General features: G+C 44.1%; 18 protein-coding genes. 15 read left to right on the top strand and 3 right to left on the bottom strand.

Going from position 1 to position 17,198, the window contains the following annotated elements:
- Positions 1 to 84 precede the first annotated feature (84 nt).
- The 14 genes from MTO98_RS26565 (at position 85) to MTO98_RS26500 (ending at position 12,169) form a co-directional block, all read left to right on the top strand.
- On the top strand, positions 85 to 1,878 hold the full coding sequence (locus MTO98_RS26565) for a tape measure protein (protein ID WP_243482009.1): 1,794 nt from the start codon (positions 85 to 87) through the stop codon (positions 1,876 to 1,878).
- The gene (locus tag MTO98_RS26560) at positions 1,878 to 2,492 is read left to right on the top strand and encodes a DUF6046 domain-containing protein (RefSeq protein ID WP_243482008.1); all 615 of its coding nucleotides are present in this window, start codon (positions 1,878 to 1,880) and stop codon (positions 2,490 to 2,492) included. Before MTO98_RS26565 ends, MTO98_RS26560 begins: the two co-directional genes overlap by 1 nt.
- Positions 2,492 to 3,574: a hypothetical protein gene (locus tag MTO98_RS26555; protein ID WP_243482007.1), complete on the top strand. Its 1,083-nt coding sequence runs from the start codon at positions 2,492 to 2,494 to the stop codon at positions 3,572 to 3,574. The genes MTO98_RS26560 and MTO98_RS26555 overlap by 1 nt, the downstream gene beginning before the upstream one ends.
- Positions 3,567 to 4,028 (top strand): hypothetical protein, encoded by a 462-nt coding sequence (locus MTO98_RS26550; RefSeq protein ID WP_243482006.1) that lies wholly within the window; start codon positions 3,567 to 3,569, stop codon positions 4,026 to 4,028. Before MTO98_RS26555 ends, MTO98_RS26550 begins: the two co-directional genes overlap by 8 nt.
- On the top strand, positions 4,025 to 4,243 hold the full coding sequence (locus MTO98_RS26545; RefSeq protein ID WP_243482005.1) for a hypothetical protein: 219 nt from the start codon (positions 4,025 to 4,027) through the stop codon (positions 4,241 to 4,243). Before MTO98_RS26550 ends, MTO98_RS26545 begins: the two co-directional genes overlap by 4 nt.
- A complete protein-coding gene (locus tag MTO98_RS26540) occupies positions 4,240 to 4,536 on the top strand; it encodes a hypothetical protein (RefSeq protein WP_243482004.1) in 297 nt (98 codons plus the stop codon). Before MTO98_RS26545 ends, MTO98_RS26540 begins: the two co-directional genes overlap by 4 nt.
- Positions 4,526 to 4,816 (top strand): LysM domain-containing protein, encoded by a 291-nt coding sequence (locus tag MTO98_RS26535; RefSeq protein WP_243482003.1) that lies wholly within the window; start codon positions 4,526 to 4,528, stop codon positions 4,814 to 4,816. Before MTO98_RS26540 ends, MTO98_RS26535 begins: the two co-directional genes overlap by 11 nt.
- Before the next feature lie 2 nt (positions 4,817 to 4,818).
- Positions 4,819 to 5,649 (top strand): hypothetical protein, encoded by an 831-nt coding sequence (locus MTO98_RS26530; protein ID WP_243482002.1) that lies wholly within the window; start codon positions 4,819 to 4,821, stop codon positions 5,647 to 5,649.
- Positions 5,642 to 6,130 (top strand): hypothetical protein, encoded by a 489-nt coding sequence (locus tag MTO98_RS26525; RefSeq protein ID WP_243482001.1) that lies wholly within the window; start codon positions 5,642 to 5,644, stop codon positions 6,128 to 6,130. The genes MTO98_RS26530 and MTO98_RS26525 overlap by 8 nt, the downstream gene beginning before the upstream one ends.
- Positions 6,127 to 6,933 (top strand): hypothetical protein, encoded by an 807-nt coding sequence (locus MTO98_RS26520; protein ID WP_243482000.1) that lies wholly within the window; start codon positions 6,127 to 6,129, stop codon positions 6,931 to 6,933. The genes MTO98_RS26525 and MTO98_RS26520 overlap by 4 nt, the downstream gene beginning before the upstream one ends.
- 18 nt (positions 6,934 to 6,951) lie before the next feature.
- Positions 6,952 to 7,413, top strand: coding sequence for a hypothetical protein (locus MTO98_RS26515; protein ID WP_243481999.1), 462 nt, complete (start codon positions 6,952 to 6,954; stop codon positions 7,411 to 7,413).
- Positions 7,410 to 9,218: an SGNH/GDSL hydrolase family protein gene (locus tag MTO98_RS26510; protein ID WP_243481998.1), complete on the top strand. Its 1,809-nt coding sequence runs from the start codon at positions 7,410 to 7,412 to the stop codon at positions 9,216 to 9,218. Before MTO98_RS26515 ends, MTO98_RS26510 begins: the two co-directional genes overlap by 4 nt.
- A gap of 481 nt (positions 9,219 to 9,699) precedes the next feature.
- Positions 9,700 to 11,487, top strand: a complete 1,788-nt coding sequence (locus tag MTO98_RS26505) for an ABC transporter ATP-binding protein (RefSeq protein ID WP_243481997.1) — start codon at positions 9,700 to 9,702, stop codon at positions 11,485 to 11,487.
- Between the two features lie 349 nt (positions 11,488 to 11,836).
- A complete protein-coding gene (locus MTO98_RS26500; protein WP_090528014.1) occupies positions 11,837 to 12,169 on the top strand; it encodes a DUF3276 family protein in 333 nt (110 codons plus the stop codon).
- Between the two features lie 86 nt (positions 12,170 to 12,255).
- Here the strand turns inward: MTO98_RS26500 and mgtE are convergent, their stop codons facing one another.
- Positions 12,256 to 13,626: a magnesium transporter gene (gene mgtE, locus MTO98_RS26495; protein WP_243481996.1), complete on the bottom strand. Its 1,371-nt coding sequence runs from the start codon at positions 13,624 to 13,626 to the stop codon at positions 12,256 to 12,258.
- 219 nt (positions 13,627 to 13,845) lie between these two features.
- On the opposite strand from mgtE, the gene ychF reads away from it, so the two are divergent.
- Positions 13,846 to 14,949 carry a redox-regulated ATPase YchF gene (ychF, locus tag MTO98_RS26490; RefSeq protein ID WP_243481995.1) on the top strand — a complete coding sequence of 368 codons (1,104 nt, stop codon included), beginning with the start codon at positions 13,846 to 13,848 and terminating at the stop codon, positions 14,947 to 14,949.
- A 359-nt stretch (positions 14,950 to 15,308) separates the two neighbouring features.
- On the opposite strand, the gene MTO98_RS26485 is transcribed toward ychF, so the two are convergent.
- Both MTO98_RS26485 and MTO98_RS26480 read right to left on the bottom strand, forming a co-directional pair.
- Positions 15,309 to 16,115, bottom strand: coding sequence for an AraC family transcriptional regulator (locus MTO98_RS26485; protein ID WP_243481994.1), 807 nt, complete (start codon positions 16,113 to 16,115; stop codon positions 15,309 to 15,311).
- Between the two features lie 161 nt (positions 16,116 to 16,276).
- Positions 16,277 to 17,161 (bottom strand): oxidoreductase, encoded by an 885-nt coding sequence (locus MTO98_RS26480; RefSeq protein ID WP_243481993.1) that lies wholly within the window; start codon positions 17,159 to 17,161, stop codon positions 16,277 to 16,279.
- Positions 17,162 to 17,198 lie beyond the last annotated feature (37 nt).

Below are 17,198 nucleotides of genomic sequence, written 5' to 3'. Positions count from 1 at the left end.
CTACACTATCCGACGAACGTTGGGCAGAAGTTTACTTGCAAATTAAAGACATACGGCAGAGAGAGGCCGCACAATCGCAAAACAATGGCTAACCTGGTTGAATTTCTTGTAAAAATACGTGACCTCGCTTCGGGGCAAATGCGCCAGCTGGCAACTAACGCCGATGGCGCATTTTCCCGTATCACTACGCGCATGAACCGCATAGGAATGTCGGCCGATCAGTTAAGTGCCCGTATTGACCAGTTAACCCGTACCCGCGACATTTCGATTGATACCCGGCAGATTAGGCGGGCAAACCGGGAAATAGCCGACCTTGAGCGCCAGCGTGACCGCATTACTAACCCATCCGGTGGCGGTGGTATGGGGCTTATTGCTAAAGGCCTGCTATTTGGTGGGCTTACTGCCGCTGTAGCATTGGGGGGTAGAGCTATTAAAAGCGGCATGGAACGGCAAATGGCCGGTACAAGCTTCGAGGTTATGGCTGGGAATAAGCAAGGCGATCAGTTACACGGTAACCTGATGGGCTTTGCAAAAGACACCATCTATGGTAACGAGGTTTTTGGTGAGGCTAAAACAATGCTGGGCTTTGGTATTGCTGCTAAAAACATCATGCCCGATTTAAAAATGCTGGGTGATGTGGCAATGGGTGATGCCGAAAAAATGAAAAGCTTAAGCCTTGCCTTTTCACAATCAGCCAGTGCCGGTAAGCTCACCGGGCAGGATTTATTGCAATACATCAACGCCGGGTTTAACCCGTTGCAGGCTATCAGCGAAAAAACAGGCCGCAAAATGGCCGACCTGCGAAAAGATGTAGAAAAGGGTAAAATAACCTTTCAGGATGTTGCCGGGGCTTTCCAATATGCAACGGGGCCGATGGGAAGGTTTCACGATGGCATGAAGCGAATGAGTGAAACCCCAACAGGTAAGATAATGGCTTTTCAGGGTGCTTTGCAAACGTTAGCGGGTACAATAGGCATGGGCTTGCTGCCGGTTGCGGCAGGCATGATAGATGTGCTTAACTGGCTGGGCAATAATCAGAGTTTAATGTACGGCATAGCTGCCGGTATTGGTGCTATGACAATTGCTTGGGGCTTATATACAGCATGGACACAAAGGGCAGCAATTTGGCAGGGAATACTAAACGCAATTGCCTTTTGGCCTATTGCGGTTATAGGCTTGCTGGTTGGTGCTGTAGTTTGGCTGGTAAAAAGTTATGACGGGTGGGGCAAAAGCATAAAGGCGCTTTGGCAAATCATTAAGGACTTTTTTAGCATGGTTGGGCTTGCCTTTAAAGAAAGCTTTCAACAGTATTTGTATTGGTTTGAGTTGTTTTACCTGAAAGCTAAAAGCGTGTTTCAGTTTGTAGGCCAGCTAATCAGTAACACCGTTGAGGCTATGAAACTGGCGCTTAGCGGCGATTTTTTGGGGGCTAAAAAAGTGCTTACCGCCCATATTACCACCGATGCTGACAAGGAAATTGACGCGCTGAAAAAAGAACGCGCGTCGCAGCATAGTGAATACATGAAGGCTTTCGGCGGGCACATGCAATCTATAGCCAATTCGTGGAAACAAGTTGGTTTAACAAAGCATAAGGATGCCCCCGGTTCAAAAAAATCAAGCTGGATGGATTCATTAACAGGCGGTAGTGCTGGCGCTGGTGCAGGCGGCGGCGTTCCTACCGGTGTTCAGGATTCGGCCAAAGGTATTGCAGGTGGCGGAGTTCGTAACCAAACCATCAACATCGCAAAGCTGGGTATAGATGAACTTACGTTACATGCCGCCAGCGTAACGGAAGGCGCGGCCGAGATTCGGGCAATTTTCATTCAAATGTTTAACCAGGTCATCAATAGCGGAAACGCGGCCGTAAATCCTAACTAATGTTACCGCCATACGCTAATCTCAATACCGTTTTTGATATAGCTGATATTTTTAAACAGCTATACGGGTATAAGCCTGCACATGTGCCGGGGTTCCCGCCTTCGCCTGTAGATGGCCAGTCGGCAAATATTCAGCCCGCTACCCGTAAAACAACCAATCTGTACGGCACACCGCTGTACGGGCAGGCCGATATGATAGGCCGCGAAGTGTTTTCGCCCATTACTATTGAGGTTGATGGCGTTGACTATTATTTCCCTTTTGCGGTGATAGGTTTCGATAGGGAATTAACAGTTAAAGAGGTTGAAATGTCGGAGCTGGGAGGCTCCGCAAAGCAGATCATTAATAAAAAGGATTGGGTAATTACAATCAAGGGTTTTTTGATTGGGGACTATGAACAGTTTCCAGATGAAAAATTAAAAATGCTCAACGATGTGTTTGATTTCGCAAGGCCGGTTAGGCTCAAATCTGCCACGTCTGATATTTTTCTGCATAATAACGACCAGGTACTTATTTACAAACTATCAATCCCCGAAAAACCAAAAGTTATAGGGGTTCGTGACTTTGCAATGCAAATTAAAAGCGATTCAATTTTTACCCTTTATTATCAAAGCTAATGGCGTTCGTATTAAATAGTATTAGCAAGATAGGCCGCTACTCATTCAGAGGCGGTATTAATGACCTCGTGATAAAAAAGAACGTTCACGTAGTTGTTGACACGGCTGTACTGAAGATACCGGGATTAGGGCAGGTAATACCAATTAATAACGCCATTAATGACGCGTTGAGCGTAATTGGGTTAGGCACACAACAGGCAGTTAAAAATATGCCATCTACCAGCGTGGAGACCGCAAAGCTGTTTAAAGAAGGCGACCCGGTGGCGTTTGATCTTGGTTATAACGGCGACCTGCGCAATGAGTTCAGGGGTTTTGTAAGGCGGGTTAATTTAACTACGCCGGTAATTATCGAAATGGAGGGCTACGCGTGGCAGCTGCGCAACCAAAACATATTAGCCAGTTGGAAAAAAACCACGCTTAAAGAGGTTTTAACCCACATTATACAGGGTACCGATATTGTGTTAAGCCCGGATATCCCAACCATTGCCCTAACCAGCTTTTACATTAAAAACGAAAGTGGTTTAAAGGTGCTGGAATACTTAAAGGACAAAATGTTGTTAACGGTTTATTTTGATGATAACGTGTTGTACGCAGGCATTGAAGAAGGCCGTACCACTGTTAATATAGCCGGTGATAAAAACCTTACAGGGCTTGCCGAAGTGGTTTACAATTTGGGCTATAACTGCCCGGTAGACCAGGCCGATTTAAAACAGCGTTTGGGTAGCGATAACAAGGTGCGCGTAAGACTAAAAACGCGTGGTAAAACAGGGAAACATATTTTATATGAGGCTGGCGACCCGGGCGGCTCTATAGTTGAAAGGATTATCCCATTTAGCGACGATAAAGAATATTTACAGGATCAGGCGGCAGCCTACCTCAAAAAATTAAAGTATGACGGGTACGAAGGCACCATAAGCGGTTTACTACAGCCATTTTGTAAGCCAGGCTGGAAAGCTACCATTATGGATAAAAGGTTTGCGGGTGCACGTGCCGGTACCTATTTCGTTGCCGGTACCGAGGTGCGTTTTGGGGTTCAGGGAGCGGAGCGAAAAGCACAAATAACATATCGTTTGGATGGATGAGATTAGCAAGCTACGGCAGTCGTTTTTAGATCAGGCACATGCAGGCGGCCCCGTTGGCTTTTATGATGCGGAGGTAACGGCTATTGATAGCGATTCATTTACATGCGACATAATGTTGAATGAATCGCCGCAATATGAAGTTCGTTTACGTGCCGTAGTTAGCGAAAACAAAAGCATTGACGTTTTACCCGCCGTGGGCAGCCAGGTAGTTATAGGCAAGCTGGGCGACGATGATTATATCGTAATAGCCTGCGATCAAATAACCATGTACCAGGTAACTACAGATACTACAACTATCAGGTTAAACAGTGGTGGCGTACTGATTGGCAAGGGCACCGAAACACTAAATAAGATTTTAACCGACCTCGTCAATGTGATTGCAGGTATAGCCGCACCTAAAGACATGGCGGCTTTAACCTTGCTGCTTGACAGGATTAATAACCTTTTAAAATGAGTTTAAATACAGCGCAGCTTAAAACCGACCTTAAGGAGGTATATACCGCAACTTACCTGGCAACGGGCAGCCGCGACGAAGCTTTAGACGCGTTTATTGACGCATTTACCGATAAGCTGGAAGCTTATGTAAAAACAGCACAAGTAATTTATACTGATGGATTAACAGCGGGGGCATACCCGGTAGTAGGAACATTTAACGGTGAAGTACGATGAAAGATTACCTGATGGATGATAACGACGACCTATTGATCAGGAACGGTGATTTTGTACGCGGTGAAAGCAACCAGCAACAACAGCGTAAACTATTACTTGCCGAAAAGGGGGAATACAAGCAAGCGCCTACCGCCACCGTCGGCACGTTTCAGTTTTTGAATGACGAAGGCGATACGCAAGGCGAAGCGCTTTTAAGAGAAATACGCCTTCGTTTCAGCGACGACGGTATTAAAATACAATCAATGGGCTTTGTAAACGGGCTTTTAAATATTGTGGGTGATTATGCCAAATAATAAGATAGTTAAGGCGGGGCAATCGTTGGGCGATATAGCGGTACAATACGGCGGCACTGCCGAAAACAGGTTTATACTGGCAGCATTAAACGGCATAGGTATTACTGATGCGCTTACGTCGGGGCAATTGATTGACGCGGGCGATGTGACCGTTTTTGCAGTTGCGGACTATTTCCGAAAATACAATATAAGCCCGGCAACGTCGGCCATGCAGATAGATGATTTAGCACCCGAAGGCGTTGAGTTTTGGGCAATTGAATATGATTTTATAGTTAGTTAAAAATGGCACAAACAGTAGATTACTGGTACAATCAAATTATTACTAAGGTTTACGGCGACGACGTTTTAAGCGACCTCGACCATACCAGCGCTGTAGCCGATTATAAACTTTGGGCTTACATTGTTGCTTACGTAGCGTGGACAATAGACGTTCTGTTTGATCTAAGGGACGCTAACGTACAGGATATTTTAGCTACAAAAAAACCGCATACCGAAAAGTGGTACCGTGACTTATCATTGAGGTTTCAGTACGGGCAGGCTTTAATACCCGACACCGACCAGTATTTAAATACCGGGCTTGATGCTTCACAAATTGCAGCGCAAAAGATAATCACCCAGGCGGCGGTAAAAGAAAATGACGACGGTTCTATGCGCATCAAGGTGGTTAAGCTGCTTAATGACGATTATGCCCAATTGAGCGACGCTGAAATATTGGCTTTTAAAGCTTACATAGCGGATACAAAAGATGCAGGGGTGCGCATCAATATTGATAGCCTGCCGCCCGATTCCCTAAAACTGGTTATCGATATATTTTACGATCCGTTGGTTTTGGACAATACAGGTGCGCGGATTGACGGTAATGCTACTGCGCCCGTTATTGACGCCATTAAAGCCTATTTAAAGGCTTTGAAGTTCAATGGTGAATTTGCCAAAACAAGGCTTGCAGATCAGCTACAGACAGTTGATGGCGTAGTACTGGTAGGCATACTTAGCGCACAGTCACAGTACGGCACACGCCCATTTACAGAGATTGACGAACGGGTAATACCTGATGCCGGTTACCTGCGTGTAATTGATGATGGTTTCACTATAAACTACCGCGCATATGCCTAATTACGATAGACTGTTTTTTATCAATTATGATAGGTTGGTACTAAGTGAGATACCCAACTTCAAACGACACCCGGTAATGTTTGCCTGGCTCCGTGCGCTTTGCAGTCCGTTTGTTATTATCTACAACCGGCTTGTAGTGAAACGCAACGCCGACCTTTACAACCTTGCACATGACGGCCGCGTGTTTAGCTTGCGCGCTATGCTCAACGACAGGTTCGACGCGACAGAGCGGCGCATAACAATTACAGACGGCTTTTCATTCGATAGGATATATATATTCAGGCCTGACGAAAATAAACCGCTTTACCTGGGCACAGTGCCGTTGCATAATCCCGGCGACTATGGAGATACCGGCGTCGACTTTATTGTAAACGTGCCCTATGCCGTGCCCGTTTCCCCGCAGGACATTATAGAAATGAACGCCCTTGTTAAATACTACAAGTTGGTGAGTAAACGATTTTTAATATACCGTACAGCATGAACAGATACGATTTTACCCAGCCCGGCGGCTTTCCCTTCGATCAGGGCGTTATGGAATTTATACAGGACTGCATAAACACGGCAGCATCTACCGCCGCGCTATCGGGTTCGCTGGCTATCCTTTCAGGGTGCACAGTAGCCGGTGGTTCTGTGAGTAATGGTGTGGTGGTCATTAACGGCGAGATCTTGCCATTTATTGGCGGGGTGATTTCTGCCAAAGTAATTATTCAGGAAACCGCCACAGCTATAGCCTATCAGGATGGTACGCCGCGAACCGTAAAATACCAGCGGGCGGCAAAATTTGGCGACGACGGTGTTAGCAATAACCAATGGACAAATTTTAAACGGAATACCGCCGAAGGTGTATTGGCCAGGCTCGACAGGGTTGAGGGCTTGTTGAGGCCTTTTAGTGGCGCTGGCGGCATGGTATGGTGGAAGGGTAGCATCGCAAGTATACCGGCCGGATGGCGTGAAGTTAATGAGTGGCGCGGAAAATTTCCGATGCATGCGAAAGCGCCAAACGGTGATGGCGTGAGACCTGACGGGTTCGATGTTGGCGATACTGGTGGAGCGGAAACACATACATTAACAAAAGAAGAAATACCGGAATTTAAAATAAATGTGGCAACTACCGGATATGCAAACATTCAGGGTGCGGGTGAAAAGCTCGTAGGCCATGCAAATACTCCTAATGCGCCCGATATACAAATTACGGTAAACGCCGGAGGCGGCGCGGCACACCCAATATTAAACCCTTATGGCGTTGGATGTTGGATTGAACCTATACCCGAATTTTTCAACTAAATTATAATACCCCTATAAATGACAAGAGCACAATTAAAAGCGTTTTTTACAAGAGGTTCAAAACCAACATCCGGTCAATTCGCCTCGTGGATTGATTCCTTTTGGCATAAGGATGAAGATTCTATACCTATTAACAAGGTTGCTAATCTGTCTACAACTTTAGCCGGTAAAGTGTCTAATGAAGATTTGCAAAATGAAGCCACCACCCGCGCAACCGCCGATGAAGATTTGCAAATGCAAATCGATGACCTGGCAAATTCGGGAGTATCGTTTGATATGACAAATTATATCGCTAATGCACCGCTTTATGACAATGAAGCCGCCGCCGTTAGCCTGGCTGATTATCGCCTTTATAAAACATCAACTGGCGAATTAAGATATAAGCTACCGGCAGAAGCACCGGTTACACCCGAACCACCAACGGGAGGCGAGGTAGATAATGAATTAAACACATTTACATTTTTAGGAGGCGAAATATGATAAGGCCATTAACAGACCATAGGTACAGAATTAACGGCGGCGAGTGGGTTGCCTGTTCACTATCAAACACAATTGACAACGGCGACCACACCTATACAATAAAAGAAGGGTTGGAAATAGATATACCAATTGGTGGGCTTGAAGTTCAGGTTAAGCCGATTGGGCTGAATCCTGAAAGCGCATCGCTTGTTAATGCTGTGGCTTTTACAGCATCGTCACCAATAACGCCGGTAATAAGCTTTATACAGCCCGATGACATGGTTTTAGCTTCAATTGATCAACCTTTAATGGTTAGCTCAAGTCATAACAGTCCAAGCGTTAATTTAGTCTCATCTGACCCTACTAAGGCCACTGTTTTTAAAACAGATGACCAATGGTATTTGCATGTTGTTGCAGCCGGTAGCGTCTCAATCACGGCGTCGCAAAATGCCGAGTCAGGGTACAATTCTGCTGCCCCGGTTGTTCACGATGTTCTCATAGCTGCAAGTGGAGTAGGCTTAATGCCAACTAATATTTATACTGATAGAGGGATTCCAGACACAGTTATGAGCGCTTCCGTATCGCAACTTACATCTGACTTGCAGGCAGCCGGGCTATGGGACGACTTGGTTGTACTGTATCCCGGTGTTGGCAAAACCGATTTGGATTATTTGTTAAATCTTAAAAATCCGGTTGATTCCGATGGCGCTTATAGAGCGGTGCCAGCAACAACACCTATTAGTGTAACTGGCGACGGCCTCGTGACAACAGTTGATAGCTTATATAATGCTTCATTGTTGCCGATGTATTCAAAGTGTTTGTTTGTTTATAAACGAAATTTGGGCGGCGCGTGGATAATGGGTTGTTATGGTGGCTCTAATAGTTTGGCTGTTAATGGGGCAGATGGTTCATTATTAGTTCAGGGCAACAATGGTGGTGTTACGCCGGGCGGCGGTTTGCAGATACTTAATATCGTAAGTTCAACTAAATATAACTATTGGCGCGGAGGGGTAAAACGTACCGAGGATACGCCGGGCAGCAGCGCTTTGAGCTTAAATATAGCTTTTAATGGTTTGGGTAGTTCAGGGGGCGTAGGCTTTAATTCCCAGCTTGGTGTAGCAACTGCCGGTATATTTAACAGAGGGCTTACGGATTCAGAAGCCACCACGCTAAACACGATTATTGAAAACTATAATTCGAGCATGTTTAGAAGTATCACTACTCCCCCTGCGAAAGTTCATTTCTATGGTGATAGTATAACAGCCGGTTCAGGTGCTTCGGTATCGAGCAAAGGGTGGGCTTACCGGCTTTGCGCGTTAATGAATTGGGAGGGCGATAACGCCGGTGAGGGTGGTTCAACTATAACAACTGCAAATCCGGGTAGTAGCTCATCACCTTCGTTTTTGAACGAATACACAAGCCGAATACTACAGAAAACGGGCAATGATAAATTTATATTTATCTCATTCGGCACCAATGATACACTTGGTAGTTTTGGTACTCCGCAAGACTATAAAGACGGCATCACACAAGTGGTAAACTACGCATTAACGAAAGGGTGGTCTGTAGATGATTTTATCATAGGTATCGGGTATTTAATTGGTATAGAAGATTCGACAATGCTTGCACGGCACGAATCAATAATGGCAGCCGGTGTAGAAGTTTGTAACGAGTTAGGTATTACTAAATACCATAACTTACATGATGAGATGGTGGCCAATGGCGCACCGAATACATTGCACCCAAATGATGATGTACACGTAATTATAGCTATAAAGTGGAAGAAATACCTTGCTTCTGTTGGTGTACTGTCCTCATGGGCGTAAAGCATAATACTACTGATGAAATGAAAATTAAAGCCCTTTTAAATGTTATTTAGAAGGGCTTTAATTTTGTTGTATTTTTGGAGAAATCGTTTAAAAAATATTACAAGTGGTTTTATTTTTTATCACAAGTGGATTTTGCGATTTTAATGAGTGTTCAGTTTTTAAAAAACGGGTGTTCAGCTTTTTATTTTGCGATTTTGTAACTAGTTGATTATTAGTGCTTATGCGTTCATGCTGGGTTTTAACTCACTTTAGGCTGTTTGTAATTTGCTGATTATCAATGGTGTTTATTTTTGAAAAAACAGTAAGTGTTCATACTTTTAAAATTGAACACTAACAAGATTGTAACAGATACATCAATGTAACATTCTTACATCCTCCCGACTTTTCCATCCAATCACTCTCCTCAAATTTTAATACTTTTGAATATTATGTCAGGGCTTTCCGACTTTCGGAATTCCCGACTTCCGGACTATAATAAATGAAAGACCTCGCATACCTTAATAAATTTTTTTACAAATACCGCTGGCGACTTATTCCGGGTGTGCTGTTTGTGATCATATCCAATATTTTTGGTGTGCTGCCTGCACAGGTTGTACGCGTGGCTTTTGATCTGGTCACCGAAAATATTGGTGCTTACCAGCTTTTTTCGGGTTTCGATAGGCAAAGCTTTATTTATGATATTTTCGGTACCAGCCTGTTTATGTTTGGTACGCTGGTATTGGTGCTGGCATTATTACGTGGCTTGTTCTTGTTTTTCATGAGGCAAACCATTATCCTCATGTCGCGCCATATTGAGTATGATTTGAAAAACGAGATCTACAATCATTACCAGGAGCTGTCATTGGCCTTTTATCGCCGCCACAACACCGGCGATTTGATGAACCGCGTAACCGAGGATGTAAGCCGTGTGCGTATGTATCTTGGGCCGGGCATTATGTATTCCATTAATACCGTGGTACTGTTTGTGATGGTGATATACGCCATGCTTACCGTTAATGTGCAGCTGGCTGTTTTTTCGGTACTGCCATTGCCAATTCTGGCAGGTGTTATTTACTATGTAAACAATGTGATCAATCACCGTAGCGAGATGATCCAGGAGCGGCTTTCGGGCTTGTCAAGCTTTGTTCAGGAAAACTTTTCGGGCATCAGGGTGATCAAATCATACGTGCGCGAAAGCTTTGTACGCGAAAATTTTGCAAAGGAGAGCGAAGATTACAAGGTACACTCTATGGAACTGGCTAAGGTGCAGGCTATGTTTTTCCCGATCATGTTATTGCTGGTTGGTTTGGCTAACGTGATAACCATGTATGTTGGCGGAGTAGAAGTTATAAAAGGTAATATCACGTCTGGTAATATTGCTGAGTTTATCGTTTATCTCAACATGCTTTCGTTCCCTGTTATTTCATTAGGCTGGGTGACATCACTGGTGCAGCGTGCCGCCGCTTCGCAAAAACGTATTAATGAATTTCTGCATGAAAAACCGGAGATCATTTCGCCTGTTGCGGATAATCATCATGTTGAGGGATTGATCAGGTTTGATGATGTATCATTTATTTATCCCGATACTGGCATACAGGCGCTAAAAAATGTTTCATTCACTGTTGAGCCTGGGCAGATGCTGGCTATTATTGGTCGCACGGGTTCGGGTAAGTCAACCATTGCCAACCTGGTGATGCGGATGTACGATACTACAGGCGGAGAAATTACGGTTGATAACAAATCGATAAAATTGCTTGGCCTTGAAAACTACCGCTCGCAGATAGGTTTTGTGCCGCAGGAGGTTTTCCTGTTTTCGGATACCATTGCCAATAATATAGCTTTTAGTGCCGATGTGCTTGACATGCCTGTTGTGGAGCAGGCCGCCAAAGATGCCGCGGTTTATAACAATATCATTGAATTGGAAGATGGTTTTACCACCCTTATCGGCGAGCGCGGCGTGACCCTATCGGGTGGGCAAAAGCAGCGCGTATCCATTGCCCGCGCCATTTTTAAACACCCACAGGTGCTAATATTTGACGATTGTCTTTCGGCTGTTGATACGCGTACAGAAGAAGAGATCCTGAATAATCTTGGCCGTGTAATGCAGGATAAAACCAGCATCATTATAGCCCACCGCATCTCCACCATAAAAAATGCCGATAAGATCCTGGTGATGGATAATGGGGAAATAGTTGAGCAGGGCAACCACGAATACCTCATGCAGCTTAAAGGTACTTATTTTGAGCTTTACGAAAAGCAACTGCTGGAAGAAGAGCAGGATGCCTGATAGCTAAAACCAATTGTCATTTCGAGGAACCAGTTTTGGGAATGTGCGAGGGGAGAGGAGAAATCTTCTACGCCGCCTTATCTGCCTGGATGCATAACGAATAGGCACAAGTGAGCTCTCCTGCAACCTCCACACAACACTTGCGCCAGTGTGTCGCAATTTAATAATCTCTTAACAGGAAGTATGATTCGCGCAATCCTTCCATTTCATAGTTCATTCTTTAAACAGTGAAGCACACAAAAAAATGACACTTTTGTTTCAAAAAGTTCAATAATAACGAATAAAATACTTGCACTTTGAAAATTTATTTATATTTATGCCAACCAAAACTAATTACAGGTAAATATATATGGGAGATTTTGACAATAGAGAGCGTGAAGAGGTTTATTCAAAGAAGGTGAGAGCTGGGAAGCGGACCTATTTTTTTGATGTAAAAGCAACCCGTTCAAACGATTATTATGTTACTATTACTGAAAGCAAAAAACGTTTGGAAGATGGGGTGTTTGTAAAACACAAAATCTTTTTATATAAAGAAGACTTTGAAAAGTTTGCTGAAGGTTTGAAAGATACTATCGACTATATCAAATCAAACCAGGAAGTAGTTGAAAAACGCTACGAATACAGCGAGAACCCTGAAATTGCCAGGGCATCTGCAGATGAGGATTTCTCGTTTGAGATTTAATACGGAACAACACTAAACTAAAATAATTAAGCCCTGCATCTTATTAAGAGGCAGGGCTTTTTGCGTAGTTATATTGAAAGCAGATATTACAATAATATTCCCCGCATAAACAATACTGCTATAGTGAAGTAAATGATCAAACCGGTAACATCTACCAGTGTAGCCACAAAAGGCGCTGATGACGTGGCAGGGTCGGCACCAAGTTTTTTGAGCAATAACGGTAACATTGAACCCGACAATGATCCCCATAAAACAATGCCGATAAGGGAAGCACCAACCGTAAAGCCTACCAGCATCCAATGCGGACCGTAAATATTACTGAACATACTCCATGCCGCTATGCGTAAAAAGCCTATCAAACCCAGGCATACACCAAGCATCAGGCCCGAAAGTATTTCGCGGCGCATAACACGCCACCAATCGCCCACCGTTACCTCGCCAAGGGCCATGGCCTGGATAATGAGGGTTGATGCCTGCGAACCACTGTTGCCCCCGCTTGAAATAATGAGGGGAATAAAATAAGCTAATACTACTACTTTTGATATTTCATCGCCAAAATAACCCATGGCGGTGGCGGTAAGCATCTCGCCTAAAAATAAAATGATAAGCCAGCCTACGCGTTTTTTTACCAGTTTAAAAAGGTTGATATCCAGATAGGGCTCGTCCAGTGCTTCGGTACCACCTATTTTCTGGATGTCTTCGGTATACTCTTCGTTAGCTATCCAAAGGATATCATCAACGGTTACGATACCCAGCAATATATCATTAGTGTCGACAACGGGAAGGGCGGTGCGGTTATTCATCCTGAAAACGTTAATGGCTTCCTCCTGCGGATCGCTGGCGCTAAGGGAAATCAGCCTGCCGTCCATCAGCTCGCTTACCTTGGTTTCTGGTTTTACCAGTAATATTTCCCGGATCCGGATATCATCAAGTAAAACACCGTGCTCATCAATTACATAAATAACGTCAATAGTTTCGGAGTTTTTACCATACCGGCGAATGTGCGAAAGTACGCGGCTTACATCCCAGGTACGCTTTACAGCGATATAATCCGGGGTCATCAAGCGGCCAACACTTTCTTCTTCGTAGCCTAAAAGGATCAGGGCTTCTTTCCGGTTGTCGGGCGAAAGTTTCTGGATGAGCTTTTGAACAGCATCGCCATGCAGCTCACTGAAAAGGGCAGTACGGTCATCTGGTGGAAGTTCATTGATCAGATCTTCAACCTTTTGGCCCGAAAGTTTTTTGATGATACGCTCCTGCACCGGGAACTCAAGGATCCGGAATACGTTAATAGCGCGGTTAAGCGATAGGATTTCGATGAATTTAGGGCCATGTTCAGGAAGCTCACCGATCAGTTCTTCAACATCCGATATGTTGAGGTTGTTCAAATATTCCTGTAATTGGGTGTCGTCTTGTTTTTCCAGCAACAATTCTACTTGCTCAACCATTTCTTCCATATATAGACCCTCCTTTTTTACATCGGTGTTTTAATATTTTAGCTTCTTTTTTCCGAGCGCAAAAGTCGTTTATTTTTTCAAATTATAAGGCAAAATTTTCTGTTATCTTTGCGCTTTTTAAAGTGAGTGGTTTATTAGGTTAAATGGTTGATTAGTTTATCAAAATCAAAACTTAATCAACCCAATCAACCACTCACTCAATCAACTAAAAACACAAAAATGGGTTTACAATGTGGTATAGTAGGTTTGCCGAATGTGGGTAAATCGACACTTTTTAATTGCTTATCAAACGCTAAGGCACAGGCGGCTAACTTTCCGTTTTGTACCATTGAGCCAAACGTGGGTGTAATTACAGTGCCGGATGAGCGCTTAACAAAGCTTACCGAAATAGTTAACCCTAAAAGTATAGTACCAAACACTATCGAGATAGTTGATATTGCCGGTTTGGTTAAAGGGGCCAGCAAAGGCGAAGGTTTGGGTAACCAGTTTTTAGCTAACATCCGTGCTACTAATGCCATTATCCACGTATTGCGCTGCTTTGATAATGATAACGTGATCCACGTTGATGGTTCTGTTGACCCTATCCGTGATAAAGAGATCATTGATACCGAGTTACAGCTGAAAGATCTTGAATCTATCGAGAAAAAGATCCAGAAGGTTGAAAAGATGGCTAAAACCGGCGGCGACAAAGAGGCCAAGAAAACATTTGATGTTTTAACCGTTTATAAAAATCATCTGCTTGAGGGTAAATCGGCCCGTACCGCACCGGTAGAGGAAGAAGATAAAGAATACGTAGCCGACCTTTGGCTGCTTACCGCAAAACCGGTGTTGTATGTTTGTAATGTTGATGAAGGCTCGGTAAATAACGGCAACGCTTATGTTGAAAAGGTGAAGGCTGCTGTTAAAGATGAAAATGCCGAAGTACTGATTATATCAGCGCAAATTGAATCTGAAATTTCACAGCTGGAAACTTACGAAGAACGCCAGATGTTTTTGGATGATCTTGGCCTTGCCGAATCGGGCGTTAATAAACTGATCAAAGCTGCTTACAGGTTATTGAACCTGGCTACTTATTTTACCGCAGGCGTACAGGAAGTACGTGCCTGGACTATTACCCAGGGTTTCACCGCACCACAGGCCGCTGGTGTTATCCACACTGATTTTGAAAAAGGCTTTATCCGTGCCGAGGTAATTAAATACGACGATTTTGTAAAATTCAATGGCGTTGAGGCTACTATAAAAGAAAACGGCAAATTGGGCGTTGAGGGTAAAACCTACATTGTGCAGGATGGCGACATTATGCACTTCAGGTTTAACGTCTAAGGAAAGAGACACGATTTTAAGAGTCAGGAATTAAGACGATAAGAAAAAAGCCAGGAATGAAGTTGGGGGTAATCTTCACTTTTTCCTGGTTTTTTTTATTAGAAGCTGTTTAATGCAAATAAGAAGATCGTCATTGCGAGGTACGAAGCAATCCCAAACTGTACAGAGCCGCTTAATTTGCAAAGCCTCTCTGCGTGTCGGGGATTGCTTCGTACCTCGCAATGACGATTTTTTTAAGTCATATCATTTTGTAACGGTGTTATTTTTTTCTTTCCTATCCTCTTGGCTCTTTAATCTTGATTTCCTGACTCTTTCTCCTCTTGTTTCTTGGCTCTTGCCGTCTTGAATCCTCTCAGCCGTTACACCGCCGATGGTGCTACTCCGTAAGCTTTTTTAAAAGCGAATGAAAAGTGGGAGAGGTCTTTAAAACCAACGTCCATATAAACCTCAGATACTTTGTGGCCCTTCTCCTTGATCAGGAAATACGCATCTTTCAACCTTTGATGCTGGATCCAGCGGTTGGGGGAGGTGTTAAAGATCCTCTCAAAATCTCGTTTAAAGGTAGCCAGGCTGCGGCCGGTTAAGTAGGCAAAGCGGTTAAGATCCACATTAAAACGATAGTTTTGGGTCATAAAGGCTTCCAGATCGATCTTGCCTGGTTCGCTAAAATCAAACAGGATATTTTTAAGTTCGGGATTAGTTTCAAGCAATATCATTATAGCCTCTTTTACCTTATGCAAGGTAAGCGCAGGGCTAATTTCATCACTGCTTTTATCCATATACGGGCTTAATGACTTCATGTAATTGTTAAAAAGCTCATTCGGTTTCAGAAATAGTGCGCTTTCGCCCGTATATGGGCCTTCTGCATGCAAATCAAGTTCGGCGCTCATGCTTTGCAGTGTGGCCTGATCCATACCGATGGTAATGGTTTTGAATTCGCCGCCTGCAGGTGGATGTTTTACGTACTTGGCCAGCTCGTTCCGTTTCAGAAAACGGTAATCGCCCTGTTTAAAATAGTAGTTTTTGCCGTTAACGTAAAGCTCCGAATCGCCGGAAAGGATATAGCCGAAAACATGGTCGGGGATAAATTGCTCACCGGCCCTGCTTGTATGCGAGTAACAGGAATAAAGTATACGGGGCGATGTTTTTGGATTTGACAAAGGCATGTTGTTCAAATTTAATAATAAAGAAAGACTTACGAGGTTTCAAAAACTTCGTAAGTCTGGCATGTCCTCCCGAAGCATGTCCTCACGCCCGGGTGACGTTCATGTCATATTCGCAGCCGTGAGGACATGGCCGTCTGAGCAGTTCCTGATCTGAAAATATTTTAACCTTTTTGCGCGGCTATCGCTTTGCCATATTCGGTGTTCAGGAAATCGTCTGCTTCGTCATGATCTGTTGATTTAGTAACCTGCAGCCATTTCTCAAACTCGGCTTTACGTGCTTCATCAGCAAGGGTTAACAATGCCGCCGCTTCGCTGCCCAATACAAGGTGCATTGGTGGCTCAGGGTGTTCAACCAAATCGATCATCACTTTGGCTGCCTTTTCAGGATCGCCAACTGGTACAAATTTACCGCTCGACATAAAATCCGCACGGGCGTCAACAGTCTGCTCGTAACCTTCAATTTTCGGAGCATAGCTCATCGAATCGCCCGCCCAATCGGTCCGGAAACCTCCCGGCTCAACACTGGTAACCAATATACCAAGTGGTTTTACTTCTTTTGATAAAGCTTCGGTAAAACCGCTAAGCCCAAATTTAGCTGCCTGGTACATGCTTAAACCAGCATTACCTATACGACCGCCTACCGAGCTGATCTGTAAAATGCGGCCCGAACGCTGCTTGCGCATATAAGGTAATACCGCGCGGGTAATTTCGATAGGGGCATATAAATTAGTTTCCAGTTGGCTGCGTACCTGCTCATCGGTAAAAGCCTCAGCTGCGCCAATAATACCGAAACCGGCATTATTTACTAATACATCAATTTTGCCAAAATGGGCTACTGTATCGGCAACAGCTTTATGTACTGCCGGGTAATCGGTTACATCTAATTTTATAGGATAAACCTGGCCGGGATATTTATCAGCCAGATCTTTTAATTGTTCGGGGTTGCGTGCTGTAGCGGCAACATTATCGCCTGCTGCTAAAACTGCTTCTGTAAGGCTGCGGCCTAATCCGCGGGCGCTTCCTGTTATAAACCATACTTTTTTCATAGTGTTATCTTTATTTTGATAACACAAAGTTAGGCTG

Origin of the sequence: Mucilaginibacter sp. SMC90 (assembly GCF_022811725.1) — a bacterium.
Lineage (GTDB): Bacteria > Bacteroidota > Bacteroidia > Sphingobacteriales > Sphingobacteriaceae > Mucilaginibacter.
This window is presented reverse-complemented; position numbering and strand designations above follow the sequence as displayed.